The sequence below is a fragment of the Pseudomonas piscis genome (assembly GCF_009380155.1).
In the GTDB taxonomy this organism is placed as follows: domain Bacteria; phylum Pseudomonadota; class Gammaproteobacteria; order Pseudomonadales; family Pseudomonadaceae; genus Aquipseudomonas; species Aquipseudomonas piscis.
The window spans coordinates 481,486-507,265 of sequence record NZ_WHUV01000004.1 but is presented as its reverse complement, the minus strand read 5'-3'; the positions used below and the strand labels follow the sequence as shown (position 1 = coordinate 507,265).

Annotated in this window: 21 protein-coding genes and 2 tRNA genes; 8 read left to right on the top strand and 15 right to left on the bottom strand. The window is 62.6% G+C overall.

The features are described from left to right. Nucleotides 1–47: 47 nt before the first annotated feature. A complete protein-coding gene (gene amaB, locus GDH07_RS24165) occupies nucleotides 48–1,538 on the bottom strand; it encodes an L-piperidine-6-carboxylate dehydrogenase (protein WP_022641906.1) in 1,491 nt (496 codons plus the stop codon). 170 nt (nucleotides 1,539–1,708) lie between these two features. Here amaB and GDH07_RS24160 point away from each other — a divergent pair, with 170 nt between their 5' ends. The 3 genes from GDH07_RS24160 (at nucleotide 1,709) to nadE (ending at nucleotide 4,775) form a co-directional block, all read left to right on the top strand. Continuing rightward, entirely contained in the window at nucleotides 1,709–2,602 is an 894-nt protein-coding gene (locus tag GDH07_RS24160) for a LysR family transcriptional regulator (RefSeq protein WP_022641905.1), read from the top strand. Nucleotides 2,603–2,729: 127 nt separating this feature from the next. Next, the gene (gene pncB, locus GDH07_RS24155; RefSeq protein ID WP_022641904.1) at nucleotides 2,730–3,944 is read left to right on the top strand and encodes a nicotinate phosphoribosyltransferase; all 1,215 of its coding nucleotides are present in this window, start codon (nucleotides 2,730–2,732) and stop codon (nucleotides 3,942–3,944) included. Nucleotides 3,945–3,947: 3 nt separating this feature from the next. Then, entirely contained in the window at nucleotides 3,948–4,775 is an 828-nt protein-coding gene (gene nadE / locus GDH07_RS24150; protein ID WP_022641903.1) for an ammonia-dependent NAD(+) synthetase, read from the top strand. Between the two features lie 56 nt (nucleotides 4,776–4,831). On the opposite strand, the gene azu is transcribed toward nadE, so the two are convergent. Further along, the gene (gene azu, locus GDH07_RS24145) at nucleotides 4,832–5,278 is read right to left on the bottom strand and encodes an azurin (protein ID WP_022641902.1); all 447 of its coding nucleotides are present in this window, start codon (nucleotides 5,276–5,278) and stop codon (nucleotides 4,832–4,834) included. 350 nt (nucleotides 5,279–5,628) lie between these two features. Here azu and GDH07_RS24140 point away from each other — a divergent pair, with 350 nt between their 5' ends. Beyond that, nucleotides 5,629–6,216 carry a cytokinin riboside 5'-monophosphate phosphoribohydrolase gene (locus GDH07_RS24140; protein ID WP_152899116.1) on the top strand — a complete coding sequence of 196 codons (588 nt, stop codon included), beginning with the start codon at nucleotides 5,629–5,631 and terminating at the stop codon, nucleotides 6,214–6,216. Between the two features lie 30 nt (nucleotides 6,217–6,246). Here GDH07_RS24140 and GDH07_RS24135 read toward each other — a convergent pair whose 3' ends face one another. The 10 genes from GDH07_RS24135 to rnr form a co-directional block, all read right to left on the bottom strand. Then, a complete protein-coding gene (locus GDH07_RS24135; RefSeq protein WP_152899115.1) occupies nucleotides 6,247–6,708 on the bottom strand; it encodes a hypothetical protein in 462 nt (153 codons plus the stop codon). Beyond that, entirely contained in the window at nucleotides 6,705–7,637 is a 933-nt protein-coding gene (gene ssp4, locus GDH07_RS24130; protein WP_053132331.1) for an Ssp4 family T6SS effector, read from the bottom strand. The genes GDH07_RS24135 and ssp4 overlap by 4 nt, the downstream gene beginning before the upstream one ends. 178 nt (nucleotides 7,638–7,815) lie before the next feature. Further along, on the bottom strand, nucleotides 7,816–10,113 hold the full coding sequence (locus tag GDH07_RS24125) for a YgiQ family radical SAM protein (RefSeq protein ID WP_152899113.1): 2,298 nt from the start codon (nucleotides 10,111–10,113) through the stop codon (nucleotides 7,816–7,818). Between the two features lie 181 nt (nucleotides 10,114–10,294). Continuing rightward, entirely contained in the window at nucleotides 10,295–11,692 is a 1,398-nt protein-coding gene (gene dnaB, locus GDH07_RS24120; RefSeq protein ID WP_053132335.1) for a replicative DNA helicase, read from the bottom strand. A gap of 124 nt (nucleotides 11,693–11,816) precedes the next feature. Next, nucleotides 11,817–12,263 (bottom strand): 50S ribosomal protein L9, encoded by a 447-nt coding sequence (gene rplI / locus GDH07_RS24115; protein ID WP_007921484.1) that lies wholly within the window; start codon nucleotides 12,261–12,263, stop codon nucleotides 11,817–11,819. Between the two features lie 21 nt (nucleotides 12,264–12,284). Next, on the bottom strand, nucleotides 12,285–13,184 hold the full coding sequence (locus GDH07_RS24110; RefSeq protein WP_031320687.1) for a hypothetical protein: 900 nt from the start codon (nucleotides 13,182–13,184) through the stop codon (nucleotides 12,285–12,287). Between the two features lie 36 nt (nucleotides 13,185–13,220). Further along, on the bottom strand, nucleotides 13,221–13,451 hold the full coding sequence (gene rpsR, locus GDH07_RS24105) for a 30S ribosomal protein S18 (protein ID WP_002551829.1): 231 nt from the start codon (nucleotides 13,449–13,451) through the stop codon (nucleotides 13,221–13,223). Nucleotides 13,452–13,479: 28 nt separating this feature from the next. Beyond that, entirely contained in the window at nucleotides 13,480–13,905 is a 426-nt protein-coding gene (rpsF, locus tag GDH07_RS24100) for a 30S ribosomal protein S6 (protein WP_022641809.1), read from the bottom strand. 252 nt (nucleotides 13,906–14,157) lie between these two features. Next, nucleotides 14,158–14,919: a 23S rRNA (guanosine(2251)-2'-O)-methyltransferase RlmB gene (rlmB, locus tag GDH07_RS24095; protein WP_022641808.1), complete on the bottom strand. Its 762-nt coding sequence runs from the start codon at nucleotides 14,917–14,919 to the stop codon at nucleotides 14,158–14,160. Further along, nucleotides 14,916–17,522, bottom strand: coding sequence for a ribonuclease R (gene rnr, locus GDH07_RS24090; RefSeq protein ID WP_022641807.1), 2,607 nt, complete (start codon nucleotides 17,520–17,522; stop codon nucleotides 14,916–14,918). Before rnr ends, rlmB begins: the two co-directional genes overlap by 4 nt. Before the next feature lie 225 nt (nucleotides 17,523–17,747). Between rnr and GDH07_RS24085 the strand changes: the two genes are divergently transcribed. The 4 genes from GDH07_RS24085 to GDH07_RS24070 all read left to right on the top strand — a co-directional run bounded on the left by GDH07_RS24085 (nucleotide 17,748) and on the right by GDH07_RS24070 (nucleotide 20,871). Beyond that, nucleotides 17,748–17,834: transfer RNA gene (locus tag GDH07_RS24085), tRNA-Leu, on the top strand. 183 nt (nucleotides 17,835–18,017) lie between these two features. Continuing rightward, nucleotides 18,018–18,104, top strand: a tRNA-Leu gene (locus tag GDH07_RS24080). A 182-nt stretch (nucleotides 18,105–18,286) separates the two neighbouring features. Continuing rightward, on the top strand, nucleotides 18,287–19,312 hold the full coding sequence (locus tag GDH07_RS24075) for an extracellular solute-binding protein (RefSeq protein WP_031320655.1): 1,026 nt from the start codon (nucleotides 18,287–18,289) through the stop codon (nucleotides 19,310–19,312). Continuing rightward, nucleotides 19,312–20,871 (top strand): ABC transporter permease, encoded by a 1,560-nt coding sequence (locus GDH07_RS24070; RefSeq protein ID WP_152899112.1) that lies wholly within the window; start codon nucleotides 19,312–19,314, stop codon nucleotides 20,869–20,871. The genes GDH07_RS24075 and GDH07_RS24070 overlap by 1 nt, the downstream gene beginning before the upstream one ends. Before the next feature lie 50 nt (nucleotides 20,872–20,921). On the opposite strand, the gene GDH07_RS24065 is transcribed toward GDH07_RS24070, so the two are convergent. The 3 genes from GDH07_RS24065 to GDH07_RS24055 all read right to left on the bottom strand — a co-directional run bounded on the left by GDH07_RS24065 (nucleotide 20,922) and on the right by GDH07_RS24055 (nucleotide 25,530). After that, on the bottom strand, nucleotides 20,922–22,856 hold the full coding sequence (locus tag GDH07_RS24065) for a methyl-accepting chemotaxis protein (RefSeq protein ID WP_031320654.1): 1,935 nt from the start codon (nucleotides 22,854–22,856) through the stop codon (nucleotides 20,922–20,924). Nucleotides 22,857–22,995: 139 nt separating this feature from the next. Continuing rightward, nucleotides 22,996–24,288 (bottom strand): adenylosuccinate synthase, encoded by a 1,293-nt coding sequence (locus tag GDH07_RS24060; protein ID WP_022641569.1) that lies wholly within the window; start codon nucleotides 24,286–24,288, stop codon nucleotides 22,996–22,998. A gap of 54 nt (nucleotides 24,289–24,342) precedes the next feature. Next, a complete protein-coding gene (locus GDH07_RS24055) occupies nucleotides 24,343–25,530 on the bottom strand; it encodes an ATP phosphoribosyltransferase regulatory subunit (RefSeq protein WP_152899110.1) in 1,188 nt (395 codons plus the stop codon). Between the last annotated feature and the right edge of the window lie 250 nt (nucleotides 25,531–25,780).

Here is a 25,780-nt window from a genome sequence, read left to right as displayed (position 1 = left end):
ACCAACCGCCCCTGGCACGCCTGGCCGGCAGGCGTGCCGCGCGGGGCTCAGTCGAAGGTAATGCCCTGGGCCAGCGGCAGCTCGCGGGAGTAGTTGACGGTGTTGGTCTGGCGACGCATGTAGCCACGCCAGGCATCGGAGCCGGACTCGCGCCCGCCGCCGGTTTCCTTCTCGCCACCGAAGGCACCACCGATTTCCGCACCGCTGGGGCCGATGTTGACGTTGGCGATGCCGCAGTCGCTGCCCACCGCCGACATGAAGCGCTCGGCCTCACGCACATCGGTGGTGAAGATGCACGAGGACAGGCCCTGGGGCACGGCGTTGTTCAGGCGCAAGGCCTCATCGAAGTCCTGGTAGCCGATCACGTAGAGGATCGGGGCGAAGGTCTCGCTGCACACCACGTCGCTCTGCTCGGGCATTTCCACGATCGCCGGCGACACGTAGTAGGCGTTGGGGTACTGGTCCTGCAACTGGCGCTGGCCGCCGAACACCCGCCCGCCCTCGCTCAGCGCCTGCTCCAGGGCATCCTGCATGGCCTCGAAGCTGTGCTTGTCGATCAGCGGGCCGACCAGGTTGCCTTGCAGCGGATGGCCGATGCGTACCTTGGCATAGGCGGTCTTGAGGCGAGCGACGATCTCTTCCTTCACCGATTCATGGGCGATCAGGCGGCGCAGGGTGGTGCAACGCTGGCCGGCGGTGCCGACGGCGCTGAACAGGATCGCGCGCACGGCCATGTCCAGATCGGCGCTGGGCCCGAGGATCATGGCGTTGTTGCCACCCAGCTCGAGAATGCTGCGGGCGAAGCGCGCGGCGACCTTGGGCGCCACTTCACGGCCCATGCGGGTGCTGCCGGTGGCGCTGACCAGGGCCACGCGCGGATCGTCCACCAGCGCCGCGCCGGCATCGCGACCGCCGATGATCACCTGGCTCAGGTATTCGGGGGCGTCATGGAAGTTCTTCAGCACTCGCTCCAGCAAGGCATGGCAAGCCAGGGCGGTCAGCGGAGTCTTTTCCGAGGGCTTCCAGATCACCGGGTTACCGCAGACCAGGGCCAGGGCGGTGTTCCAGGACCAGACCGCCACCGGGAAGTTGAAGGCGCTGATCACCCCCACCACCCCCAGTGGATGCCAGGTTTCGCGCATGTGGTGGCCGGGGCGCTCGGAGGCGATGGTCAGGCCATAGAGCTGGCGCGACAGGCCGACGGCGAAGTCGCAGATGTCGATCATCTCCTGCACTTCCCCCAGGCCTTCCTGGGTGATCTTGCCGGCCTCCCAGGACACCAGCTCGCCGAGGTCGGCCTTGTGCTCGCGCAGCACTTCGCCGAACTGCCGCACCAGCTCGCCACGGCGAGGGGCCGGGACATTGCGCCAGAGGGCGAATGCATGCTCGGCGCGACTGACCTGCTGCTCCACTTCGGCGGCCCCCTGCCAGTTCACCGCGGCGATCCGGCTGCCGTCGATGGGCGAATGCACAGGGTGTGCGCCCGACTGGTAGAGGGCCGGGTTCACGCCCAGACGATCAAGCAATGCGGCAACCATGGGTGACTCCTTACAGGTGGCAAGCGAAAGACCAGGACCGCCGTGGCGGTCGTCGAGACCTGTAGTTGTAGCTGGCCGCAGACTTGCCAACAAACGACCTTTAAGCGAGATATCATTCCGTTTATTCATGCTGGGCCGGCATCCAGCACCGATAAGAACAAGGACAAGCCATGCTGAACAAACGCTACCTGCCGTCGATCACGGCCCTGCAGTGCTTCGAGGCCGTGACCCGGCACCTGAGCTTCACCCGCGCGGCCGAGGAGCTGAACCTGACCCAGAGCGCGGTGAGCAAGCAGGTGGCGCAGCTGGAAGAGCTGCTCCAGCACTTGTTGTTCCGCCGCGTGCGCCGGCGCCTGCAGCTGACCCCGGCCGGCGACCTGTACCTGGTGGAAGTGCGCAAGATCCTCACCCAGGTGGAGATGTCCACCCACTACCTGCGCTCCTACGGCGGCGAGACCGAAGTACTGCGGGTCTCCACGCCCTATACCTTCGGCGCCCGCTGGCTGGTGCCAAGGCTCAAGGGCTGGCGCCTGCGCCACCCGCACATCCACCTGGACCTGTGCAACGAACAAGAGCCCGACGAACTGCTTCAGGGCCATAGCGACCTGGCGTTCTACTTCGGCCAGGGCGCGCGCCCCGGCACCGAGAGCCTGAAGCTGTTCAGCGAGGAATTGGTGGCAGTATGCGCCCCCGACAGCCTGCCGGCCGAACCGCTCACCGATCCCCGGCAACTGGCCGACCTGGTGTTGCTGCAAAACGCCTCGCGGCCCCAGGGCTGGCACGAGTGGTTCGAGCAGCAGGGCTACCAGACCGAGCACAGCTACCACGGCCCGCGCTTCGAGACCTTCTACATGTGCATCCGCGCCGCCCAGGTCGGCTGCGGTGTGGCCCTGCTGCCGCGGTTCCTGGTGGAGGAAGAACTGGCCGAGGGCAAGCTGGTGATCGCCTGGGAGTACGCCATGCCCAGCCAGGATGCCTACTACCTGGCCTACCCCGAGCATGCGGCGGAAGTGCCCAAGGTTCGCGATTTCGTGCGCTGGATGCTGGAGCGGATCGATCCGTAGTTCCCCGACTTCAGCCCCGGGCGAAAAAACACTGGCAAAGCCCAAGGCGTCTATGCGCCACTAGCGCCTTCACTGAAAGAGCTGAGTGCCGCACCTGTCAGTCGCGGCCAGCATGGAGATTCCCGTTATGAGCGAGAGTGTGTTTGCCGATCGCATCGTGCAGAACCTGCTCGACACCGACTTCTACAAACTGACCATGATGCAGGCGGTGCTGCACAACTACCCCAACGCCGAGGTGGAATGGGAGTTTCGCTGCCGTAACAGCGAGGATCTGCGGCCCTACCTGGCGGAGATCCGCTATCAGTTCGAGCACCTGGCGGAGTTGAGCCTGAGCCCCGACCAGCTGGGCTTTCTCGAGCGCATCAGTTTCCTCAAGGCGGATTTCCTGCGCTTTCTCGGGCTGTTCCGCTTCAACCTGCGCTACGTGCACACCGGCATCGAGAACGGCGAGTTGTTCATCCGCCTGCGTGGCCCATGGCTGCATGTGATCCTGTTCGAAGTGCCGATGCTGGCTATCATCAGCGAGGTGCGCAATCGCTACCGCTACCGGGAAACCCAGCTGGTGCAGGCCCGTGAGCAGTTGTATCGCAAGTTCGACTGGCTGACCGCCAACGCCAGCAGCGAGGAGCTGGGCGAACTGCAGGTGGCCGACTTCGGCACTCGCCGGCGCTTTTCCTATCGCGTCCAGGAGGAGGTGGTGAATGTGCTCAAGCATGACTTCCCCGGACGTTTCGTCGGCACCAGCAACGTGCACCTGTCCCGCGAGCTGGGCATGAAGCCCCTGGGCACCATGGCCCATGAATGGATCATGGCCCACCAGCAGCTGGGGCCACGGTTGATCGACAGCCAGATCGCCGCCCTCGATTGCTGGGTCCGCGAGTACCGGGGCCTGTTGGGCATCGCCCTGACCGACTGCATCACCACCGATGCGTTCCTGGGGGATTTCGACCTGTTCTTCGCCAAGCTGTTCGACGGCCTGCGCCATGACTCGGGGGACCCGATCCTCTGGGCGGAAAAGGCCATCGCCCACTACCACAAGCTGGGCATCGACCCGATGAGCAAGACCCTGGTGTTCTCCGACAGCCTGACCCTGCCGCGCTCCCTGGAGATCTTCCGGACACTGCGCGGGCGGATCAATGTCAGCTTCGGCATCGGCACCAACCTGACCTGTGACATCCCCGGTGTGGAGCCGATGAGCATCGTGCTTAAAATGGCCGCCTGCAATGGCCAGCCCGTCGCCAAGATCTCCGACGAAGCGGGCAAGACCCATTGCAAGGACCCGAACTTCGTCGCCTATTTGCGCCACGTTTTCCAAGTACCTGCCCTACCTGGCAAGGAGTGAATCATGCAAGCCGTACAGCTTGAGATTGCGCAGCAGCTCAAGGTCCAAGCACCTTTTCCCGACCACGCCGCCCTGGAAGCGGAAATCGCCCGGCGCGTGCGCTTCATCCAGGACTGCCTGGTCAATTCCGGCCTCAAGACCCTGGTATTGGGCATCAGCGGCGGGGTCGACTCGCTGACCGCCGGCCTGCTGGCCCAGCGGGCCATGGTCGAGCTACGTGCCAGCAGTGGTGACCAGCGCTACCGCTTCATCGCCGTGCGCCTGCCCTACGAGACCCAGTTCGACGAGCATGACGCCCAGGCCGCGGTGGACTTCATCAACCCCGACGAGCGCCACACGGTGAACATCGGCCCGGCGGTCAAGGCCCTGGCCAATGAAGTGGCGGCCTTCGAAGGCCAGCACGCGGTATCCCGGGACTTCGTACTGGGCAACACCAAGGCGCGGATGCGCATGGTCGCCCAGTACACCATCGCCGGCGCCACCCAGGGACTGGTGATCGGTACCGACCATGCCGCCGAGGCCGTGATGGGCTTCTTCACCAAGTTCGGCGACGGCGCCTGCGACCTGGCCCCCCTGAGCGGCCTGGTGAAAAACCAGGTGCGCGCCATTGCCCGGTATTTCGGGGCCCCCGAGTCGCTGGTGGAGAAGATCCCCACCGCCGATCTCGAGGACCTGTCGCCGGGCAAGCCGGACGAAGCCTCCCATGGCGTCACCTATGCCGAGATCGATGCCTTCCTGCACGGCCAGCCAGTGCGCGAGGAAGCCTTCAAGACCATCTGCGACACCTATCGCAAGACCCACCACAAGCGGGTCATGCCCTTCGCGCCCTGAGCGCCAGGCACAAAAAAGCGCCCCTAGGGGCGCTTTTTCGTTGCAGCCGGGCCTGATTACTTCAGGATCACGGCGCCTTTCATCATCGAGTTGTGGCCCGGGAACGAGCAGAAGAACTGGTAGCTCTCGCCAGCGGTCAGCTTGGACACGTCGAAGGTCACCGAATCCTTTTCACCGGCACCGATGATCTTGGTGTGGGCGATGACGCGGGTGTCGCCTTCCTTCAGGTAGTTCTTGTCGATGCCAGCGGCCATGCCGTCGGCAGCGATGCCAGCCATGTCTGCGGTCTTGCTCAGTACCCAGTTATGACCCATGACGTTCTTCGGCAGGCTGCCGGAGTGGCCCAGGTTCACGGTGAAGGTCTTGCAGCTCTTGTCGATGGTGATTTCCTTGGTGCTGAAGGACATCTGGTCGGTAGAGTCGACGTCGATCTTGCACTCGGCGGCCATCAGTTGGCTGCTGGCCAGTGTCAACAGGGATGCTGCAACGAGTTTGGCAAACATGGTGAATCTCCAAGGCAGGGTTAACAAAATCCATCTGAATCCATGGGAGGCAAGACTGCCTGAATTTCTCGCTACTGCCTATGATTTGCATCAAGAAACTGTATACAACTCTCTGCTATCAGGCCGATCGAAACAATCAAGCAGTCAGCCCCGGGAGCTGTCCCTAGAATCACCGCCACCACCCCACCGGAGCCTGGATCATGTCGTTCAACAGCCTGTTTCGCAGCTTGCTCGCCGCCTACGCCTGTGGTGCCAGTGGCACCCACGAGACCCCGCAACGCGACGTTTAATGCTTGGACTCGACTCATCGAGCCTTTACCCTGAGGCGATCTTTGAGCTGGGAGCAAGACATGTCGTTAACTTCAGTCTGTGTATTTTGCGGCGCCAGCGCCGGCGCCAATCCTGCCTACCGTGAAGCCGCCCAGGCCATGGGCCGGGCCATCGCCGAACGCAACCTGACCCTGGTCTACGGCGGTGGCGCGGTGGGCCTGATGGGCATCGTCGCCGATGCGGCCATGGCCGCTGGCGGGGAAGTCGTGGGCATCATTCCGCAAAGCCTGAAAGACATCGAGATCGGCCATAACGGCCTGACCCGCCTGGAAGTGGTGGATGGCATGCATGCGCGCAAGGCACGCATGGCCGAACTCAGCGATGCCTTCATCGCCCTGCCCGGAGGCCTTGGCACCCTGGAAGAACTGTTCGAAGTCTGGACCTGGGGCCAGCTGGGTTACCACCGCAAGCCCCTGGGGCTGCTGGAAGTGAACGGCTTCTACGAAAAACTCGGAGGTTTCCTCGACCATATCGTCGGCGAGGGGTTCGTCAGTACTGCGCACCGCCAGATGCTGCAGATCAACCAGTCGCCGGCCGGCCTGCTGGATGCCCTGAGCGCCTGGCAACCTTCGGTCTCGGCCAAGTGGGTCGATTCAAAGCCGAGCTGAACCACTCCCCCAGGCGCCCCACAGTGATTCTCAGGGGCGCTTGCGCTGCGGCTTCAACGACGCCTTGAGCAGTTGCCGCTGATGGCGGATCTCCACCAGCTTTCCACGCATTTGCCGGTGACGGCGGCTGTTGAGCAAAAGTAATCCCAGCAAGGGCAGCAACAGCCCCACCAGGTAGATGCTCTGGTGGGGATGGTATTGGAACATCGGCGCCACCAGGGCCAGGCACAGGGCGAAGTAACCGGCCACCAGCCACACGCCCCAGGCAATGCCGCGCACCACCAGCAGATTGCCAACCACCAGCAGCAGGATCAGTACCAGCAGGCCCAGGCCCATGTAGTCGTTGCTCTGCTCTGGTGCCATGCCGCGCCAGTAGGTGACTTGCGCCAGCGACAACAGCAACGATGCGCTGAAGCAGCCCAGCAGCACCGTGAGCATGAAGGTCGGGAAATAGCGCGCCAGGAACTCGCGCATGCTGCCCCCGCCGATCATTCGTCGAACTCCTCGTAGAGCCCCACGGCCAGGGTCTTCGCCGTGCCCAGGTTGCCGGAACGAATGCTGCCGGTGGTGCTCAGGACCGCGCCCAGGGCATCTTGCATCTGCGTCAGGGTCGCGTGCCTGATCTGCGTCGTCGAATAGCGCTTGGTCAATCCTTCGGTGCGCTGCTTGAGCTTCAGCAACTTGGGGGTCAGGCTCGGATCGCGCAGGGTCAAGAGCTCCTTGGTCAGCCTGGCCCGCTCCTGGCGGTTGAGGCCCTTGAGCAACTGGGTCCAGCTCTTGCCGGTATTGGCCGCCTTGCTGGCCTTGAGCAGCTTGACCGTGGTCAGCGCGGAGCCCCCCACGCCTACCAGGGAAATGCCATCCAGGATCGGCGAGACGATGGTGTACCACTCGGCATCGTCCATCCGGTCGTTGGCCGCCGGGTCCTGGATCTCGTTGATCACCCGCGCCCCGCCGATCACGCACTGGGCGGTCCCGGCCACCGCCGCCGACACCCCGAGCGCCACCATCCAGGCGCTGGCACCGGCGGTGAAGGGCACGGCGACGGTGCCGCTGAACACCACCAGCCAACCGATCACCGCGGCGGCACAGGACAGCGAGGTATTGAAGGATTCGGTAGCCAGGCGTGACTCGCGGGGGTTGTTCTTCACCTGGTCGACGAACTGCTGGGGCGCGATGTACCTCTTCGCTTCCCGCAGGACCACACGCTTGGGGGTGATGCTGCAAATCGGCCTGAACTCGCGCAGGGTAATCACGTTGAAGTCGGCATCGATGTACACCACCCCCGCCCCGGCGATCGCCGGATCGGTATCGATGGCGGCGAACAGCCGTGGCAGGTTGAGCTGGCTTTCGATCCGCTGGCGGGCGAGGACCTGGGTGATGTTGAGGTCCCTGATGACTCCGTCGATAACGCTGGCCACGAGATTCGTCCTTGGTCTGGCGGTGGAAGGTTGCCTGATGGCTTGAGGCCACCTCGGCATCACACTGAATGCAGGTCGCCAACCTTAACAAAGCACCGGGCTTTTGTTGCCCTGTACCCGTTAAAAATCCATGGGGGAGAAAGCAAGACGCCAGCTTCACAGCTGGCGTCTTGTTGTATCAGCGCGGCACCACCGGCTTGCGGGCCGGCTTCTTGCCCTTGCCCTTGGCAGCGTCCGCTCGCTCCTTGGCAGCCTGCTTGTTGCGGGCGAAGGCCGCGGCCTTGGCCTGCTCGCGCTTGTCCCAGGCGTTACCGCCATCGCTGGCACGGGGCGGCAAGCCGGTGTGCTGGGTCAGGATCCGGGTTTCCTTGGCCACCTTGTGGCTGCCGGCCGGGGTCGAGTTCTTGCGTCGGGCACTCTGGTAGCTATCGGTAGACGGCTGGTGCGCCGGGATCAGCTGCTGCTTGCCCGAACCGATCAGGTCGCCACGGCCCATGCGCAGCAAGGCCTCGCGCAGCATCGGCCAGCCCTTGGGATCGTGATAGCGCAGGAACGCCTTGTGCAGACGGCGCTGCTCCTCGCTCTTGACGATGGTCACCGCGTCGCTCTTGTAGGTGACCTTGCGCAGCGGGTTCTTGCCCGAGTGGTACATGGCGGTGGCGCTGGCCATCGGCGACGGATAGAACGCCTGCACCTGGTCGGCGCGGAAGCCGTTGCCCTTGAGCCACAGGGCCAGGTTCATCATGTCTTCGTCGGTGGTGCCCGGGTGGGCAGCGATGAAGTACGGAATCAGGTACTGCTCCTTGCCCGCTTCCTTGGAGTACTTCTCGAACATCCGCTTGAAGCGGTCATAGGTGCCGATCCCAGGTTTCATCATCTGGTTCAGCGGACCTTCCTCGGTGTGTTCCGGGGCGATCTTCAGGTAGCCACCGACGTGGTGAGTCACCAGCTCCTTGACGTATTCCGGCGATTCCACCGCCAAGTCGTAACGCAGGCCGGAAGCGATGAGGATCTTCTTCACGCCAGGCAAGGCGCGGGCACTGCGGTACAGCTGGATCAGCGACGAGTGGTCGGTGTTCAGGTTCGGGCAGATGCCGGGGAACACGCAGGACGGCTTGCGGCACGCGGATTCGATTTCCGGGCTCTTGCAGGCGATGCGGTACATGTTGGCGGTCGGGCCGCCAAGGTCGGAAATAACTCCGGTAAAACCCGGGACCTTGTCACGAATTTCTTCGATCTCGCGAATGATCGACTCTTCGGAGCGGTTCTGGATGATCCGCCCTTCGTGCTCGGTGATGGAGCAGAAAGTGCAGCCACCAAAGCAGCCACGCATGATGTTCACCGAGAAGCGGATCATATCGTAGGCCGGGATCTTCTCCTTGCCATAGACCGGATGCGGGATGCGCTGATAAGGCATGCCGAACACGTAGTCCATTTCCTCGGTGGTCATGGGGATCGGTGGCGGGTTGAACCAGACATCCTGTTCCCCGTGCTTCTGCACCAGCGCACGGGCGTTGCCCGGGTTGGTCTCCAGGTGCAGCACGCGGTTGGCGTGGGCATAGAGCACCGGGTCGTTACGCACCTTTTCCATGGACGGCAGGCGGATCACGGTCTTTTCCCGGGTCATCTTCGGGCTGGCCAGGATCTGCACCACCTTGGCTTCGTTCGGATCCTCGACCGGGCCCTTTTCCTGCTCGATGGCGCAGGCGGCGGTGTCCTGGGTGTTGACGTAGGGGTTGATGATCTTGTCGATCTTGCCCGGACGGTCGATGCGGGTGGAGTCCACTTCGTACCAGTCCTTGGGCGTGTCACGACGGATGAACGCGGTGCCGCGCACATCGGTGATGTCTTCGATCTTCTGGCCGTAGGACAGGCGCTGGGCCACCTCGACGATGGCGCGCTCGGCGTTGCCGTAGAGCAGGATGTCGGCGCTGGCATCGATCAGGATCGAGTTGCGCACCCGGTCCTGCCAGTAGTCGTAGTGGGCGATTCGGCGCAGGGAAGCCTCGATGCCGCCGAGGATGATCGGCACATGCCTGTAGGCTTCCTTGCAGCGCTGGCTGTACACCAGACTGGCGCGGTCCGGACGCTTGCCCGCCAGGCCACCCGGGGTGTAGGCATCGTCGGAGCGAACCTTCTTGTCGGCGGTGTAGCGGTTGATCATCGAGTCCATGTTGCCCGCCGCGACACCGAAGAACAGGTTCGGCTCGCCGAGCTTCATGAAGTCGTCCTTGGACTGCCAGTTGGGCTGGGCGATGATCCCTACGCGAAAGCCCTGGGCTTCCAGCAGCCGGCCGATGATCGCCATGCCGAAGGACGGGTGATCGACATAGGCATCACCGGTGACGATGATGATGTCGCAGGAGTCCCAGCCGAGCTGATCCATCTCCTCCCTGCTCATGGGCAGGAACGGTGCTGGCCCGAAACATTCGGCCCAGTACTTTGGATAGTCGAATAACGGCTTGGCTGCTTGCATGTCGATGACCGGTGTTGGCGCAGATAAGGACGCGCTGAATGACAGGGAAATTCGCGGGCGCGGAATATAGCACAAAAAATGACCAATTCCGACTGCGCCAGTCGGAATTCATGGCCAGGACAATCCGCGGCGAAGAGACCTGCGCTCTCGCCGCATTCAACCGGTGCCGGAAGAGACGTGGTTACTCGTCGTCGTCGAAGTTGTAGCTGCCCGGGGCCAGGTTCTCGAAGCGCGTGTACTTGCCGATGAAGGCCAGGCGGATGAAGCCGATGGGACCGTTCCGCTGCTTGCCGATGATGATTTCAGCGATGCCCTTGTGCTCGGTCTCCGGGTGATACACCTCGTCCCGGTACACGAACATGATCACGTCGGCGTCCTGCTCGATCGCTCCGGATTCCCGGAGGTCGGAGTTCACCGGACGCTTGTTGGGACGCTGCTCCAAGGAGCGGTTGAGCTGGGACAGCGCCACCACTGGGCAGTTGAATTCCTTGGCCAGGGCCTTGAGGGAACGGGAGATCTCGGAAATCTCGTTGGTCCGGTTGTCGCCGCTGGAGCCCGGGATCTGCATCAACTGCAGGTAGTCGATCATGATCAGGCCGATATCACCGTGCTCACGCACCAGGCGCCGGGTCCGGGCCCGCATTTCCGAAGGGCTGATACCTGCGGTGTCGTCGATGAACAGCTTGCGGTCGTTGAGCAGGTTGACCGCCGAGGTCAGGCGCGGCCAGTCATCGTCTTCCAACTGGCCGGAACGGACCTTGGTCTGGTCGATCCGGCCGAGGGAGGACAGCATACGCATGATCAGCGATTCGCCTGGCATCTCCAGGGAGTACACCAGGACGGCCTTGTCGCTACGCAGCACCGCATTCTCCACCAGGTTCATGGCGAAGGTGGTCTTGCCCATCGACGGACGGCCGGCGACGATGATCAGGTCGGCCGGCTGCAGGCCACTGGTCTTCTCGTCAAGGTCGGTATAGCCGGTGGAAAGGCCGGTGATGGCGTCGGACGTGTTGAACAGGGTATCGATGCGGTCGATGGCCTTGGTCAACAGTTCGTTGACACCCACCGGACCACCGGTCTTGGGCCGCGCTTCGGCGATCTGGAAGATCTGCCGCTCGGCCTCGTCGAGGATTTCCTCGGCGGTACGCCCCTCGGGGTTGAACGCGCTGTCGGCGATCTCGTTGCTGATGCCGATCAGCTGGCGCAGGGTCGCCCGCTGGCGAACGATCTGCGCATAGGCCTTGATGTTGGCGACCGACGGGGTGTTCTTCGCCAGTTCGCCCAGATAGCCAAGGCCACCGACCTGGGAGGTCTGGCCTTCCTTGTCCAGTTGCTCGGACAAGGTCACCACGTCGATGGGCAGGTTCTGGTCGGCCAGGCGGGCGATGGCGCGGAAAATCAGGCGGTGGTCATGTCGATAGAAATCGCCGTCGGAGACCTGATCCAGCACACGCTCCCAGGCGTTGTTGTCCAGCATCAGACCACCGAGCACGGCCTGTTCGGCCTCGATGGAGTGCGGCGGCACCTTCAGGGCAGCGGTTTGCAGATCGTATTGCTCGGGAGCGGAAATATCGTTCATGGCCACTTGGAATTCTAGAGACGGAAATCAGGATCGGCAGAAAGACAAAGGGCACGACCTGTGAACAGGATCGTGCCCGATGTTAACCGTCAGCCACACGAGGTGCCAGACGATTTAGTACTGCTTAAGCAGCCACCACGACAACGCGTACGGTAGCTTCGACTTCAGCGTGCAGGTGCACGGCTACGTCGAACTCGCCCACGTTACGGATGGTGCCGTTCGGCAGACGAACTTCGCTCTTGGCAACTTCAACGCCAGAGGCGGTCAGTGCGTCAGCGATGTCGTGGGTGCCGATCGAACCGAACAGCTTGCCTTCGTCACCAGCGGTGGCAGTGATGGTCACTTCCAGCTCAGCCAGTTGCGCAGCGCGAGTTTCGGCAGAAGCCTTCTTCTCTGCAGCCAGTTTTTCCAGCTCGGCACGACGCGCTTCGAATGCAGCCAGGTTGGCAGCGGTAGCAGCGGTGGCTTTGCCGAAAGGCAGCAGGTAGTTACGGCCGTAACCAGCCTTAACGTTTACCTTATCGCCCAGGTTGCCCAGGTTGGCGATTTTTTCCAGCAGGATCAGTTCCATTTGGTAATAACCTCTTAACTTTTAACCTTCACCGTTCGCAGAACCGTTATCGGCGTCTTTCGGCGCCAAACGACCGCGAAAATCAATCAGGCTGTCGACAATGGCCAGGACCACGAGCAACGGATAGATCAGCTGCATGAACGGCAGCATCGTGATGTACACCCCAACCAGCCAGAACCTGGCCAGTCGCCCTTGCGCCACCAGCCCGTGGATCAGGGCCAGCCCGGCGAAGGCCAGCGGCACACTGCACATCGGCGTCAGCATGGCCAGTTGCGGCCCGAAACTCGGCCCGACCAGCATGCACGCCAGCAGCAACATCGCTGGCCCAAGGGGGATTCTGATGGCGCGAAACTCGCGACCAAAACCACCCGGGTTATACAACACAGCTTGCCAGTAACGCCCAAGAATCAGGCTCAGCACGCTGATGGCTTGCAGCAAGGCCGCTATCAGGCCGGTCAGGATCGGGGCGATCAGCGTGGCGAGGCGCGCTCGCTCTTCCACCGAAAGCTGCTGGTAGACCTCACCCAAGGCCATCGGCAGGATCTTGATCAGTTCCTGTGACAGCGCTTCGATCTGAGGGCGGAATGCCGCACCCAGGACTCCAGCGAACACCAATCCCATCGCTATGCTGACCAGCAGCACGCGGTTCCAGGATTCGCTTGCGCGTAAAACCAACGCAAGGCTCGAAGACCCCAGCAGCACCAGAAGCGCTCGTGGATCATCGAACGTCAGCCACCAGAGCAACGCCGGCAGCACTCCCAGAGCCAGGACACCAATGGCGCCCTGCAACCCGCGCCGCAGCAGCACAAGGCTTGCAGCGGCAGCACCCAACCAATACAACAACGGCAATGCCGAACAGCCAGCCACTACCAGAGTGGCCTGCACACGACCGCGCATGATGAACTCAGCTAAGGCGCGCATGCATTCAATCCCTTACTACTTGTCGACTGCCCGGTCTCAGCGGCCGTGGCTGTCGGTGTAGGCCAGCAGGGCCAGGAAGCGGGCGCGCTTGATAGCGGTGGCCAGCTGACGCTGATAACGAGCTTTGGTACCGGTGATGCGGCTTGGAACGATTTTGCCGGTCTCGGATACGTAGGCTTTCAGAGTGTTGAGATCTTTGTAATCGATCTCTTTCACGTCTTCAGCGGTGAAGCGGCAGAATTTACGACGACGGAAGAAACGTGCCATGTGATTGGCTCCTCAAAAGATCCGTGGATTACTCGTCAGCGTTATCGCTGTTGTCGCTGTCATTGCTGTCGTCGCCATCGGCGCTGTCAGCATGCTCAGGACGGTCACGACGCTCACGGCGCTCGCTGCGGTTTTCTTCGGCCTTGAGCATCTCGGATTGGCCAGTGATGGCTTCTTCGCGACGGATGACCAGGTTACGGATCACTGCATCGTTGTAACGGAAGTTGTCTTCCAGCTCAGCCAGGGCTTTACCGGTGCACTCAACGTTCAGCATCACGTAGTGAGCCTTGTGAACATTGTTGATTGCGTAGGCCAGTTGACGACGGCCCCAGTCTTCCAGACGGTGGATCTTGCCGCCGTCTTCTTCGATCAGCTTGGTGTAACGCTCAACCATGCCGCCGACTTGCTCGCTCTGATCCGGGTGGACCAGGAAGATGATTTCGTAATGACGCATGAATGCTCCTTACGGGTTGTAGCCTGCCGCCTGTAAGCGGTCAGACAAGGAGTGAATGACACTTTGTGTGTCTTGCCTGGTCGCAGGCCCCCAAGAAACGAACAAAGGGATACCTGCCGTACGGCAAGGGGCGCAATTGTAGAGAAGGGGAAACAGCGGCGCAAGGAAATTGGTGAATATTTGAACAACAACTGCAAACCATGGGTCGCGAGCGACAGGCAATAGCACCTGCCGCCCATGACTCGCCGCTTGTTACTTGCGCGCGGCCTTGGCCTTGGCGCCGCGCTGGCGCATGGCCTCGAACAGGCAGACGCCTGTGGCCACGGAGACGTTGAGGCTGCTGACACTACCGGCCATCGGCAAGCGCACCAGATAGTCGCAGTGCTCGCGGGTCAGGCGGCGCATGCCCTTGCCCTCGGCACCCATGATGATGATGGTCGGCCCGGTCAGGTCCTGATCGTACAGTTCCTGCTCGGCTTCGCCGGCAGTGCCGACGATCCACAGGCCACGCTGCTGGAGCTTCTCCAGGGTGCGGGCCAGGTTGGTCACCGCCACCAGCGGAATCACTTCTGCAGCGCCACAAGCGACCTTGCGCACGGTTGGCGTCAGGGTCGCCGACTTGTCCTTGGGCACCAGCACCGCCAAGGCCCCCGCAGCATCGGCGGTACGCAGGCAGGCACCGAGATTATGCGGGTCGGTCACGCCATCGAGCACCAGCAAGAGCGGTGCACCCTCAGTGCGATCCAGCAGCTCATCGAGCATGGCTTCGCCCCAGACCTGGCTGGGACTGACTTCCGCCACCACGCCCTGGTGTACGCCTTCGACCCAGGCGTCCATCTCACGACGCTCGGCCTGGCCGACCGCAACCCGGTTCTGCCCCGCCAGGTCCAGCAGCACCTGGACCCGGGGATCACTGCGGCCTTCAGCCAGCCAGATCTGCTTGACCCGCTTGGGATGGTGACGCAGCAATGCTTCCACGGCATGTACGCCGTAGATCTTTTCCAACTGACTCATGGCTTGGCCTTAGGTTTACGCGCCCCACCGCTCTTTGCGCCGGAGCCTGACTTGGACGGCCCCTTGCGATGCTTGGTGGGCTTGGCAGGCTTGTCGAACGCCGGCTTGCCGGACTTTCCAGCCGCGGGCTTGCCGCCGGCCTTGGCCTCGGCCAGCAACGCCTTCTTCATCTCCCGGCTTTTGCGCACCTCGGCGTTTTTCGCCGCGGCATCGCTGGGACGGTAGGCATCGGAGGCCTTTTCCTTGCTGGAACTGCGCCGAGCGGGTTTGGCCGGAGCGCGCTCCTCGACCACCTTGCTCGCCGGAGCATCGGCCGCGCCGCGCTTCTTGCGGCCAACAGGGGCGCTGAAGGTTTTTTCCGCCATTTCGAAGTCGATCTTGCGCTCGTCCAGGTCGACGCGCATGACCCGCACTTCCACCGTGTCGCCCAGGCGGAAGCTGCGACCCGTGCGCTCGCCCGCCAAGCGGTGGTGCACAGGGTCGAAATGATAGTAGTCCGCCGGCAGCGCGGTGACGTGCACCAGGCCCTCGACATAGATATCGGTCAGTTCGACAAACAGGCCGAAACCAGTCACGGCGGTGATCACACCTGGGAAGGACTCGCCTACGCGATCCTTCATGAACTCGCACTTGAGCCAGTTCACCACGTCCCGCGTGGCTTCGTCGGCACGCCGCTCGCTCATCGAGCATTGCTCGCCGAGCTGCTCCAGGATGGCTTCGTCGTATGGATAGATACGCGCCTTGGGGATACTCGTCGCGCCAGCACGACGCACATGCGGCGTCTCCTGCCGGGAGTGGATGACGCTGCGAATGGCCCGATGGGTCAACAGGTCCGGATAGCGACGGATCGGCGAGGTGAAGTGGGTATAGGCTTCGTAATTCAGGCCGAAGTGGCCCTGGTTATCGGCGCTGTACACCGCCTGGCTCAACGAGCGCAGCATCACGGTCTGGATCAGGTGGTAGTCCGGGCGATCCTTGATCTTTTCCAGCAGGGCCTGGTAGTCCTTCGGCGTCGGACCTTCCTTGCCCTTGTGCAGGGTCAGGCCAAGCTCGCCGAGGAAGGCCCGCAGTTTTTCCAGGCGCTCCGGCGGCGGGCCATCGTGCACCCGGTACAACGCTGGAATTTCATGCTTCTTGAGGAACTCGGCGGTGGCCACGTTGGCCGCCAGCATGCACTCCTCGATCAGCTTGTGGGCATCGTTGCGCGTAGTCGGCCGGATCTCGGCGATCTTGCGCTCGGAGCCGAAGATGATCCGGGTTTCCTGGGTCTCGAAATCGATGGCGCCACGGGTATGGCGCGCGCCCAGCAACACCTTGTACAGCGCGTAGAGCTGCTTGAGGTGCGGCACCACGTCGGCATATTCGCCGCGCAGTTGCTTGGCTTCGCCGGTCTTGGGGTGCTCGAGCATCGAGCTGACCTTGTTGTAGGTCAGGCGCGCCTTGGAGTGGATCACCGCTTCGTAGAACTGGTAGTCGGTCATTTCGCCGGACTTGGAGATGGTCATTTCACAGACCATGGCCAGGCGATCGACCTTCGGATTCAGCGAGCACAGGCCGTTGGACAACTCCTCCGGCAGCATCGGAATCACGCGCTCGGGGAAGTACACCGAGTTGCCGCGCACCTGGGCCTCGGCATCCAGGGCCGAACCGATCTTCACGTAGCTGGAGACGTCGGCGATCGCCACGTACAGCTTCCAGCCACCGCCGAACAGGCGCAGCTTGCCGGGCTTGGCTTCGCAATAGACCGCATCGTCGAAGTCCCGGGCGTCCTCGCCGTCGATGGTGACGAAGGGCAGGTCTCGCAGGTCGATGCGTTTTTCCTTGTCCTTCTCTTCTACCTCCGGCTTGAGCCGGCCGGCTTCCTTGAGCACGGCCTGGGGCCAGACATGGGGGATATCGTAGGTGCGCAGGGCGACATCGATCTCCATGCCCGGCGCCATGTAGTTGCCGACCACTTCGATTACATCGCCTTGCGGCTGGAAGCGCGGGGTTGGCCAATGGGTGATCTTCACCGCGACGAACTGGCCGATCTTGGCATTGGCATTGCGGCCCGGGGTCACCAGCACTTCCTGTTGGATCTTCGGATTGTCCGCGACCACGAAGCCGATGCCACCTTCTTCGAAGTAGCGACCCACGATGCTTTCATGGGCGCGCGATACCACCTCGACGATCACGCCTTCACGACGACCGCGGCGATCCACGCCGGAAACCCGGGCCAGAGCCCGGTCGCCGTCGAATACCAGGCGCATTTGCGCCGGGCTCATGAACAGGTCTTCGCTGCCGTCGTCCGGCACGAGGAAGCCGAAACCGTCGCGGTGACCGCTGATGCGGCCGAGAATCAGGTCGAGCTTGTCGACCGGCGCATAGGTGCCGCGGCGGGTATAGATCAGTTGAGCGTCGCGCTCCATGGCACGCAGGCGGCGGCGCAGGGCTTCGAGCTGGTCTTCGGTGGTCAGACCGAACTCTTCCACCAACTGCTCGCGACTAGCTGGCGAACCCCGGTCAGCCAGATGCTGGAGGATGAGTTCGCGGCTAGGAATAGGGTTTTCGTATTTTTCCGCTTCACGAGCGGCCTCGGGATCGAGGGACTGCCAATCGGCCATTAGATAGATTTCACCTTGTCTATATCCCGGTTAGTTTGGCATACGCGTATTGAAACGGGAAATTTCAGGCTTGGACAAAGCTGGAAAACACCTCGTCACTCCCCTGATACATCCTTCCGTCTACCCCCGGAGCATTTTTTCAAACTTTTTTGAATCCAGGGGTTTACAGCTCAAAACAGCGTCCGTATAGTGCGCGCCATCGACGACGGAGACGTCAGCGATACTGCCCAGATGGTGAAATTGGTAGACACGCCAGCTTCAGGTGCTGGTGGCCGCAAGGCCGTGGAAGTTCGAGTCTTCTTCTGGGCACCAATTCAAGAGCTTGAGATTAGATCAATTTCAAGACTCGAACAAAAACCCGCGAAAGCGGGTTTTTGCGTTCTAAGCCCCTGATTTTATTAAGTATTTGATTTAATAAAAGCAAAACAGGGGTTTACAGATCAAAATACTGCCCGTATAGTTCGCCCCATCAACGACGGAGACGTCAGCGATACTGCCCAGATGGTGAAATTGGTAGACACGCCAGCTTCAGGTGCTGGTGGCCGCAAGGCCGTGGAAGTTCGAGTCTTCTTCTGGGCACCAATTCAAAGCTTCAGGATTTTTTCTGAAGTCTCACAAAAACCCGCGAAAGCGGGTTTTTGCGTTTCTGTCCTCCAATTTTTTCCTCTCTCCACCAGACTCGCCCTCCGCAAAGCGCACATGAGAAACGATATCGTTTATGATTGTTACAAGTTTTTGCAATGCAAGAGTGAGGAAACCTGCGAATGATGTTCAGAAATACCCTCCTACCGACATCCCTTCTGCGTGGCTTGACCATCACTTTGCTGGGATTGACCCTGGCAACCCCAATCACCCAAGCCGCTGAACCCGTTTCCCTGACCCTGTACAACGGCCAGCACAAGGAAGTCGGCGAAGCGGTCGCCAAGGCCTTCGAAGCCAAGACCGGCATCCACGTCAATGTTCGCAAGGGCAGCAGCAACCAGCTGGCCAGCCAGGTAGTCGAAGAAGGCGAGCGCTCCCCCGCCGACGTGATCTATTCCGAAGAATCCCCACCCCTGAACAAACTGGGGGAACAGGGGCTGCTGGCCCAGACCGACACCGCCACCCTGGCCGTACTGCCCAAGGAGTATGTGGCCAGCAACGGTACCTGGATCGGCATCACCGCCCGCGTCCGCGTGGTGGCCTTCAACCCCAAGCTAGTCGCTGAAAAGGACCTGCCCACATCGGTACTGGAATTCTCCCAGCCCCAATGGCAAGGCAAGATCGGCTTCGTCCCCACCAGCGGCGCTTTCCAGGAACAGGCCGTGGCGATCATCAAGCTGCACGGCATGGACGCAGCCGAAGAATGGCTGACCGGGCTACGAGCGTTCGGCAAGGTCTACAGCAACAACATGGTCGCGCTCAAGGCCGTGGAAAACGGCGAAGTGGCCGCGGTCCTGGCAAACAACTACTACTGGTTCGCCCTGCAACGGGAAAGAGGCCAGCTGGACTCCAAGCTGCACTACTTCACCAATGGCGACGCCGGCGGCCTGATCACCGTCTCCAGTGCTGCGGTACTCAAGTCCAGCAAGCATCCCAAGGAAGCCCAGCAATTCCTCGCCTACATGGCCAGCGAAGAAGGCCAGCGCGTGATCACCCAGACCACCGCGGAATATCCGCTGCACAAGGGCATGGAGTCCAACCGCGGGCTCAAGCCCTTCAGCGAGCTGAACCCTCCACGGGTGACACCCGCCGACCTGGGCAATGCCGAACAGGCCCTGGAGCTGGAACGTGATGTCGGCCTGAACTGATGGGCCCTTCGTTTTCCGCCGCACGCGCCCATCGCGCACCGGGGCGCAAGCCCCCTCCTGCCTGGCTGCTACTGCCGGTCCTGCTATTGGTCTGCCTGAGCCTCCTGCCCCTGGGTTATGTGGTGCTCAAGGCCTGGCAAGCCGGCTGGGCAGAAGCCTGGCACCTGCTATGGCGCCCCTACGTATTCCGCCTGCTACGCAACACGCTGTTGCTGATGTTCGGAACGACCGGCGCCTGCGCGATCATCGGCCTGTCCCTGGCCTGGCTGCTGGAGCGCAGCGACCTGCCGGGCCGGAGGATCTGGGGCGTGGTGCTGTGCCTGCCGTTCGCCGTGCCGGCTTTCGTCAGCAGTTTCACCTGGGTATCCCTGAGCGCCAGCTTCGAAGGATTGGGCGGGGCGATCCTGGTGATGACCCTCTCCAAGTACCCGCTGGTATTCCTGCCAGTAGCCGCCACGCTGCGCAATCTCGACCCATCCCTGGAGGAGTCCGCGCGCACCCTGGGGCAGGACCGCTGGGGAGTGTTCTTCAAGATCACCCTGCCCCTGCTCTGGCCATCGCTACTAGCGGGATCGCTGCTGATTGCCTTGCACATGCTGGTGGAGTTCGGCGCCCTGTCGATCATGGGCCTGCAGACCTTCACCACGGCGATCTACCAGCAATTCGAGCTGGAATTCAGCAACGCCAATGCGGCGATGCTGTCGGCCGTCCTGCTGCTGTTGTGCCTGGCCCTGCTGTGGCTGGAGCTGCGAGCCCGCGGCAAGGGCCGACACGTACGCATCGGCCAGGGAGTCGCCCGTCATGCCGAACAGGTGCGCCTGGGAGCCTGGAGCCTGCCCGGACAGCTCTATTGCCTGGCACTGGCACTGATCGGCAGCGGCGTTCCCCTGGCAATGCTGGCCTACTGGCTGGCGATAGGTTCATCGGCCGCCTTTCCCATGGCCGCCATCGGTGAAGCCCTGCTTTCATCCCTGGCGCTCTCCCTTGGCGGCGCGGCGCTGTGCCTGCTGCTGGCGGTACCGGTGGGCCTGCTGGTGGTGCGCTACAAAGGGCGACTGGCGATCTGGGCCGAACGCCTGCCTTACTTGCTGCACGCTTTGCCAGGCCTGGTGATCGCCCTGACCCTGGTGTACTTCGCCTTGCACTATGTGCCGGCGCTGTACCAGACCTCGGCGCTGCTACTGATCGCCTACGCCTTGCTGTTCCTGCCACTGGCCCAGGCACCGATTCGCACAGCCTTGAACAAGGCAGCACCACAGCTGGAAGAGGCGGCGCGAACCCTGGGAGCTTCGTCGTTCAGGGCCTTTTGCCGGGTCACCCTGCCGATCATCTTCCCGGCACTGGGTGCGGCCTTCGCCCTGGTATTCCTGGATGCGATGAAGGAACTCACCGCGACCCTGCTACTCAGCCCCACGGGGCTGAACACCCTGGCCACCGCAGTCTGGGCCCATACCTCGAACCTGGAGTTCGCCGCAGCGGCGCCCTATGCGGTGCTGTTGATCCTGGTCTCGGGCCTGCCGGTGTACCTGCTGACGACGCGCATGTACCTGAGCCGCTGAAAGCACCCTACCGGCCGATGGCTCGCCAGAGCCATCGGCCAGTACCGACCTCAGGCGCGAAACTGGCCCAGGCTGGCCTTGAGCTGCGCCGCCAGGCTGTCCAGCACCTTGCCGCTAGCGGTGGTTTCCACCACTGCCTGGGCCGCACGCTCGGCCTGGGCATGAATGGTCTCCACTCGCCCACGCACCGCCTGCGCGCCCTGGGCTTGTTGCGCCGCAGCCTGGGTAGCCAAGCCAATGGCAGCGTGCACCTGCTCCACCGATGACTGCACCGACTGCTGCAATCGAGCGCTGTCGCGCAGCACCAGCAAGCCTTCGCTGGCCTGGCGCCCAGCCTGGCCGATAGCCGCCACCGCTTCGCGCGCACCTTGCTGCAGAGCGCCGATATGGGCCTGGATATCGCCAGTGGAACTCTGGGTCTTGCTGGCCAAGGCCCGTACTTCGTCCGCCACTACCGCGAAACCGCGTCCGGTCTCGCCGGCCCGAGCCGCCTCGATCGCCGCATTCAGCGCCAGCAGGTTGGTCTGCTCGGCGATGCCATGGATCACCGTCAGCACCACCTCGATCTGCTCGCTTTGCTGGGCCAAGCGCTCGATCACCTTGGCCCCGGTATCCACCTGCCCGGCCAGGGCCTCGATCAAGCTACCGACCTGCTCCGAAGTCCGGGTGGTCTCATCAGTGGCCTGGCGGATCTCCACCACCTGCTGCAACGCAGCCTGCATGGCCTGGCTTTCCGCCTGGGCCTCGTCAGCCATGTGCGACAGGGCCCGCAGGCTCTCCGCCACCTCGTCGCGCTGGGCCTCGGCCGCCGCATCGGCGCCGGCATTACGCAAGCTCATCGCGCCAATCTCGACGCCAGTGCGCTGCGCCACATCACCCGCCTCACGGACGATCGGCTGCAACTTGTCGACGAAGCGATTCACCGCCGAGGCCATGTCGCCGATCTCATCGTTGCTGTTGAGTGGCACGCGCTTGGTCAGGTCGCCCTCACCGGCCGCCAGGTCATTGAGCGCGGCAATCAGCAGGTGCAGCTTGTTGACCACCCGCCGCCCCAGCACAACCGCCAGCAACAGCAGCAACGCCAGGCCTACCAAGGCCAGGCCTACGCCAATCTGCCAACGCAGGGTGGCCGCCGCCTCTTGCACGGTACTGGCAGTGTTGGCCTGCATCTCGGCCGCCGTGCCCTGGGCCGACTGCAGCCGTGAACGCATCGCCGCCGAACTGTCGGCGGAGGCCCCCTTGAGACTGTCGCCAACGAGTTGGTCGCTGCTCGCGATCAAGGCCGTGAAGCGCTGGTCCAACGCCGCGATGTCTGCCTCCACGGAAGCCGTGGATACCCCCATCAGCACCTTGCCGATCTCCACCCCATTGGGATTGATCGAGGCCTCGATGTAGTAGACCGAAGGATCGTTCTTCGCCGCATCCAGGACCTTGTCCAGGGCCCGATCGCCCTTGCCCTTCTCTAGCAGGGCGCGGTTGATGGGGTTTTCACGGTTCAGGTAGCGAGTCAGGTGCGCCCCCGTGGCATCGTCATACACCACGAAGAGCACGCTAGGATTGCGCTGGGCCCGCCGCGCGAACTCGGACAAGGTTGGCACATCGTTGTCCCACATGGCCCGAGGCGCCACCGAGGCCAGCAACTGGGCCATATCGTTGGCGGAATCCTTCAGGTCTTTCTCCAGCGCATCGCGCAGCTGTACCTGCTCCTCCTTGAGCCGCGACGACAAGCCAGCCGTAAGCCGCTGGCGAGTACTGGCGGACAGGCTCTCCAGGCTGGAGGTGACCTCCTTGCCCGCCTGTTCCAGCTCACCCGCGAGCTTCTGGCTGTCACCGCCCAGGCGCGAAGCCAGGTTTGCCTCCAGGGCTGTCACCGTGCTCCGGGTCAGGGCAACGGCGACCAGCACTTGCACCAAAAGGGCGATACCGAGAGTAACGAATACAGGCCGTAGTAAACGGCTTTGTAACAGTGAGAGAACGGCCGACACAGGAAATCCCTCTACTTTTGACGCCATTATTCTGATGGCACTCTAGAAGTGGATTTCCCAGCAAGGGTCGTGCCGTGCGGCAGGCAGAAACGACAAAGGGCCCCATGAGGGGCCCTTTGTTTGCTACATCAACAGCTTATCAAGCGAACGGATGGCGCAGGACGATGGTCTCGTTGCGGTCCGGGCCTGTCGAGATAATGTCGATCGGCGCGCCGACCAGCTCTTCGATGCGCTTGATGTAGGCCAGGGCGGCGGCCGGCAGCTCTTCCAGGGTCTTGACGCCCAGGGTCGACTCGCTCCAGCCCGGCATCTGCTCGTACACCGGCTCCAGGCCGATGTAGCTGTCGGCGTCGGTTGGCGCGTCGATGACTGCACCATCCTGGTTCTTGTAGCCAACGCAGATGTTGATGGTTTCCAGGCCGTCCAGTACGTCCAGCTTGGTCAGGCACAGGCCCGAAATGCTGTTGACGTCGATGGCGCGACGCAGGATCACGGCATCGAACCAACCGCAGCGGCGGGCACGGCCAGTGGTGGCGCCGAACTCGTGGCCACGCTTGGCCAGGAAGGCACCGACGTCATCGAACAGCTCGGTCGGGAATGGGCCCGAGCCAACACGAGTTGTGTAGGCCTTGGTGATGCCCAGGATGTAGTCGATGTACATCGGACCCACGCCAGAACCGGTGGCAATGCCGCCAGCGGTGGTGTTGGAGCTGGTGACGTATGGATAGGTACCGTGGTCGATGTCCAGCAGCGAACCCTGGGCGCCTTCGAACATGATGTCCTTGCCATCGCGACGCAGCTGATGCAGTTCGGCGGTGACGTCGAGCATCATCGGCTTGAGCTGCTCGGCGTACTCCATGCACTCGTCCAGGGTCTTCTGGAAGTCGATGGCCGGCTCTTTGTAGTAATTGACCAGGACGAAGTTGTGGTAGTCCAGCAACTCGCCCAGCTTGGCGGCGAAACGCTCGCGGTGGAACAGGTCGCCGATGCGCAGGCCGCGGCGAGCCACCTTGTCTTCGTAGGCCGGGCCGATGCCACGACCGGTGGTGCCGATCTTGGCTTCGCCGCGGGCTTTCTCGCGGGCCTGGTCCAGCGCTACGTGGTAGGACAGGATCAGCGGGCAGGACGGGCTGATGCGCAGGCGCTCGCGTACCGGTACGCCTTTTTCTTCCAGCTTGACGATTTCACGCATCAAGGCATCCGGAGCCACCACTACGCCGTTGCCGATCAGGCACTGCACGCCTTCGCGCAGCACGCCGGACGGGATCAGGTGCAGAACGGTCTTCTCACCGTCGATCACCAGGGTATGGCCGGCGTTGTGGCCACCTTGGTAGCGCACTACGGCGGCGGCATGTTCGGTCAGCAGATCAACGATCTTGCCTTTGCCCTCATCACCCCACTGGGTGCCCAGGACTACGACATTCTTACCCATAACATTTGTCCTCATTCGCGCAAACTTGGTGCCGGCGAGAGCCGGCAGGAAAACTCAGGAAACCAGTGGCAATACTTGCCAAATACCATCTTGCTGAACCAATTGCCGGTCGCAGTCCGCTTCCGCGGCAGCGGCCAAGGGTTGCCCAGGCAAGGCTTGGACTACGCGCTGGCCTTCGCTGCGCAACTGGCAGACGGTCTGCCAGAGTGCTGCGTCGGTGTTGTCGGGCATCCAGATACCACCCGACGGCAATTCGATCTCGGCACGCCCCAGGGTCACCAGGGTCTTGAGGTCGGTGGAGAAACCGGTAGCCGGCCGGGCACGCCCGAAATCCGCGCCGATGTCATCGTAGCGACCGCCCTGGGCGATGGATTGACCCACGCCAGGGACGAATACCGCGAACACCACGCCGGTGTGGTAGTGATAGCCACGCAGTTCGCCAAGATCGAAATACAGCGGCAGATCCGGGAAACGCACCGACAGGCGCTCGGCAATCGTCAGCAGCTCATCCAGGGCCACCAGCACCGGAGTCGGCGCGCCGGCCAGGCGACGGCGAGCATCGCTCAGCACTTCACGGCTACCGCACAGGTCCACCAGGGAACGCAGCATCTGCGCCAGGTCCGCCGGCAGCCCTTCGGTCAGGCTGATGACTTCATCGACCGCCTTGCGCTGCAAGGCGTCGAACAATTGTTGCTCCACGGCGCCGGACAGGCCGGCAGCCTGGGCCAGGCCGCGGTAGATCCCCACGTGGCCCAGGTCCATGTGCACATCCGGCACCTCGGCCAGCTGCAGCATGGCCAACATCAGACTGATGACCTCGACGTCGCTGCTTGGGCTCGCGTCGCCGTACAACTCGGCACCCAGCTGGATCGGGCTACGGGAAGTCGACAGGGCCCGCGGCTGGGCATGCAGCACGCTGCCGGCGTAGCACAGGCGGCTCGGCCCTTCACGACGCAGGGTGTGGGCGTCGATACGCGCCACTTGTGGCGTGATGTCGGCACGGAACCCCATTTGCCGGCCCGATTGCGGATCGATGACCTTGAAGGTGCGCAGGTCCAGGTCCTGGCCGGCGCCCGTCAACAGGGATTCCAGGTATTCGATATGGGGAGTGACGACAAACTCGTAACCCCAGCTCTGAAACAGATCCAACACCTGACGACGCGCTACTTCGATGCGCGCCGCTTCCGGCGGCAATACTTCTTCGATGCCATCTGGCAGCAGCCAGCGGTCTACCGTTGCCATTACGCCATTCCCCTATGGTCCGGGCGGCAAGCCTGGGGCCAGCCTTAGAGTGAAGCAGAAAACAGTCGCATCCGACGCGAGCTCAGCCGGACAGGCAGCCAGAAATCGGCTGTACAGACCCTTTTCCTCGAAAAATCTCGCCGGACTCTTGAACGAGCCACGGCCAATCAAACATGCAGACGCAAAAAAGCCGGGAATTTCCCGGCTGCCGCATCATACACCCGTTTTCCCAAAGGATCACCCCGCGAGG

Excerpts from the sequence above, each read along its gene's own strand:
- amaB (WP_022641906.1), bottom strand. The coding sequence starts at position 1,538 with ATGGTTGCCGCATTGCTTGATCGTCTGGGCGTGAACCCGGCCCTCTAC.
- GDH07_RS24160 (WP_022641905.1), top strand. The coding sequence starts at position 1,709 with ATGCTGAACAAACGCTACCTGCCGTCGATCACGGCCCTGCAGTGCTTC.
- pncB (WP_022641904.1), top strand. The coding sequence starts at position 2,730 with ATGAGCGAGAGTGTGTTTGCCGATCGCATCGTGCAGAACCTGCTCGAC.
- nadE (WP_022641903.1), top strand. The coding sequence starts at position 3,948 with ATGCAAGCCGTACAGCTTGAGATTGCGCAGCAGCTCAAGGTCCAAGCA.
- azu (WP_022641902.1), bottom strand. The coding sequence starts at position 5,278 with ATGTTTGCCAAACTCGTTGCAGCATCCCTGTTGACACTGGCCAGCAGC.
- GDH07_RS24140 (WP_152899116.1), top strand. The coding sequence starts at position 5,629 with ATGTCGTTAACTTCAGTCTGTGTATTTTGCGGCGCCAGCGCCGGCGCC.
- GDH07_RS24135 (WP_152899115.1), bottom strand. The coding sequence starts at position 6,708 with ATGATCGGCGGGGGCAGCATGCGCGAGTTCCTGGCGCGCTATTTCCCG.
- GDH07_RS24125 (WP_152899113.1), bottom strand. The coding sequence starts at position 10,113 with ATGCAAGCAGCCAAGCCGTTATTCGACTATCCAAAGTACTGGGCCGAA.
- dnaB (WP_053132335.1), bottom strand. The coding sequence starts at position 11,692 with ATGAACGATATTTCCGCTCCCGAGCAATACGATCTGCAAACCGCTGCC.
- rplI (WP_007921484.1), bottom strand. The coding sequence starts at position 12,263 with ATGGAACTGATCCTGCTGGAAAAAATCGCCAACCTGGGCAACCTGGGC.
- GDH07_RS24110 (WP_031320687.1), bottom strand. The coding sequence starts at position 13,184 with ATGCGCGCCTTAGCTGAGTTCATCATGCGCGGTCGTGTGCAGGCCACT.
- rpsR (WP_002551829.1), bottom strand. The coding sequence starts at position 13,451 with ATGGCACGTTTCTTCCGTCGTCGTAAATTCTGCCGCTTCACCGCTGAA.
- rpsF (WP_022641809.1), bottom strand. The coding sequence starts at position 13,905 with ATGCGTCATTACGAAATCATCTTCCTGGTCCACCCGGATCAGAGCGAG.
- rlmB (WP_022641808.1), bottom strand. The coding sequence starts at position 14,919 with ATGAGTCAGTTGGAAAAGATCTACGGCGTACATGCCGTGGAAGCATTG.
- rnr (WP_022641807.1), bottom strand. The coding sequence starts at position 17,522 with ATGGCCGATTGGCAGTCCCTCGATCCCGAGGCCGCTCGTGAAGCGGAA.
- GDH07_RS24075 (WP_031320655.1), top strand. The coding sequence starts at position 18,287 with ATGATGTTCAGAAATACCCTCCTACCGACATCCCTTCTGCGTGGCTTG.
- GDH07_RS24070 (WP_152899112.1), top strand. The coding sequence starts at position 19,312 with ATGGGCCCTTCGTTTTCCGCCGCACGCGCCCATCGCGCACCGGGGCGC.
- GDH07_RS24060 (WP_022641569.1), bottom strand. The coding sequence starts at position 24,288 with ATGGGTAAGAATGTCGTAGTCCTGGGCACCCAGTGGGGTGATGAGGGC.
- GDH07_RS24055 (WP_152899110.1), bottom strand. The coding sequence starts at position 25,530 with ATGGCAACGGTAGACCGCTGGCTGCTGCCAGATGGCATCGAAGAAGTA.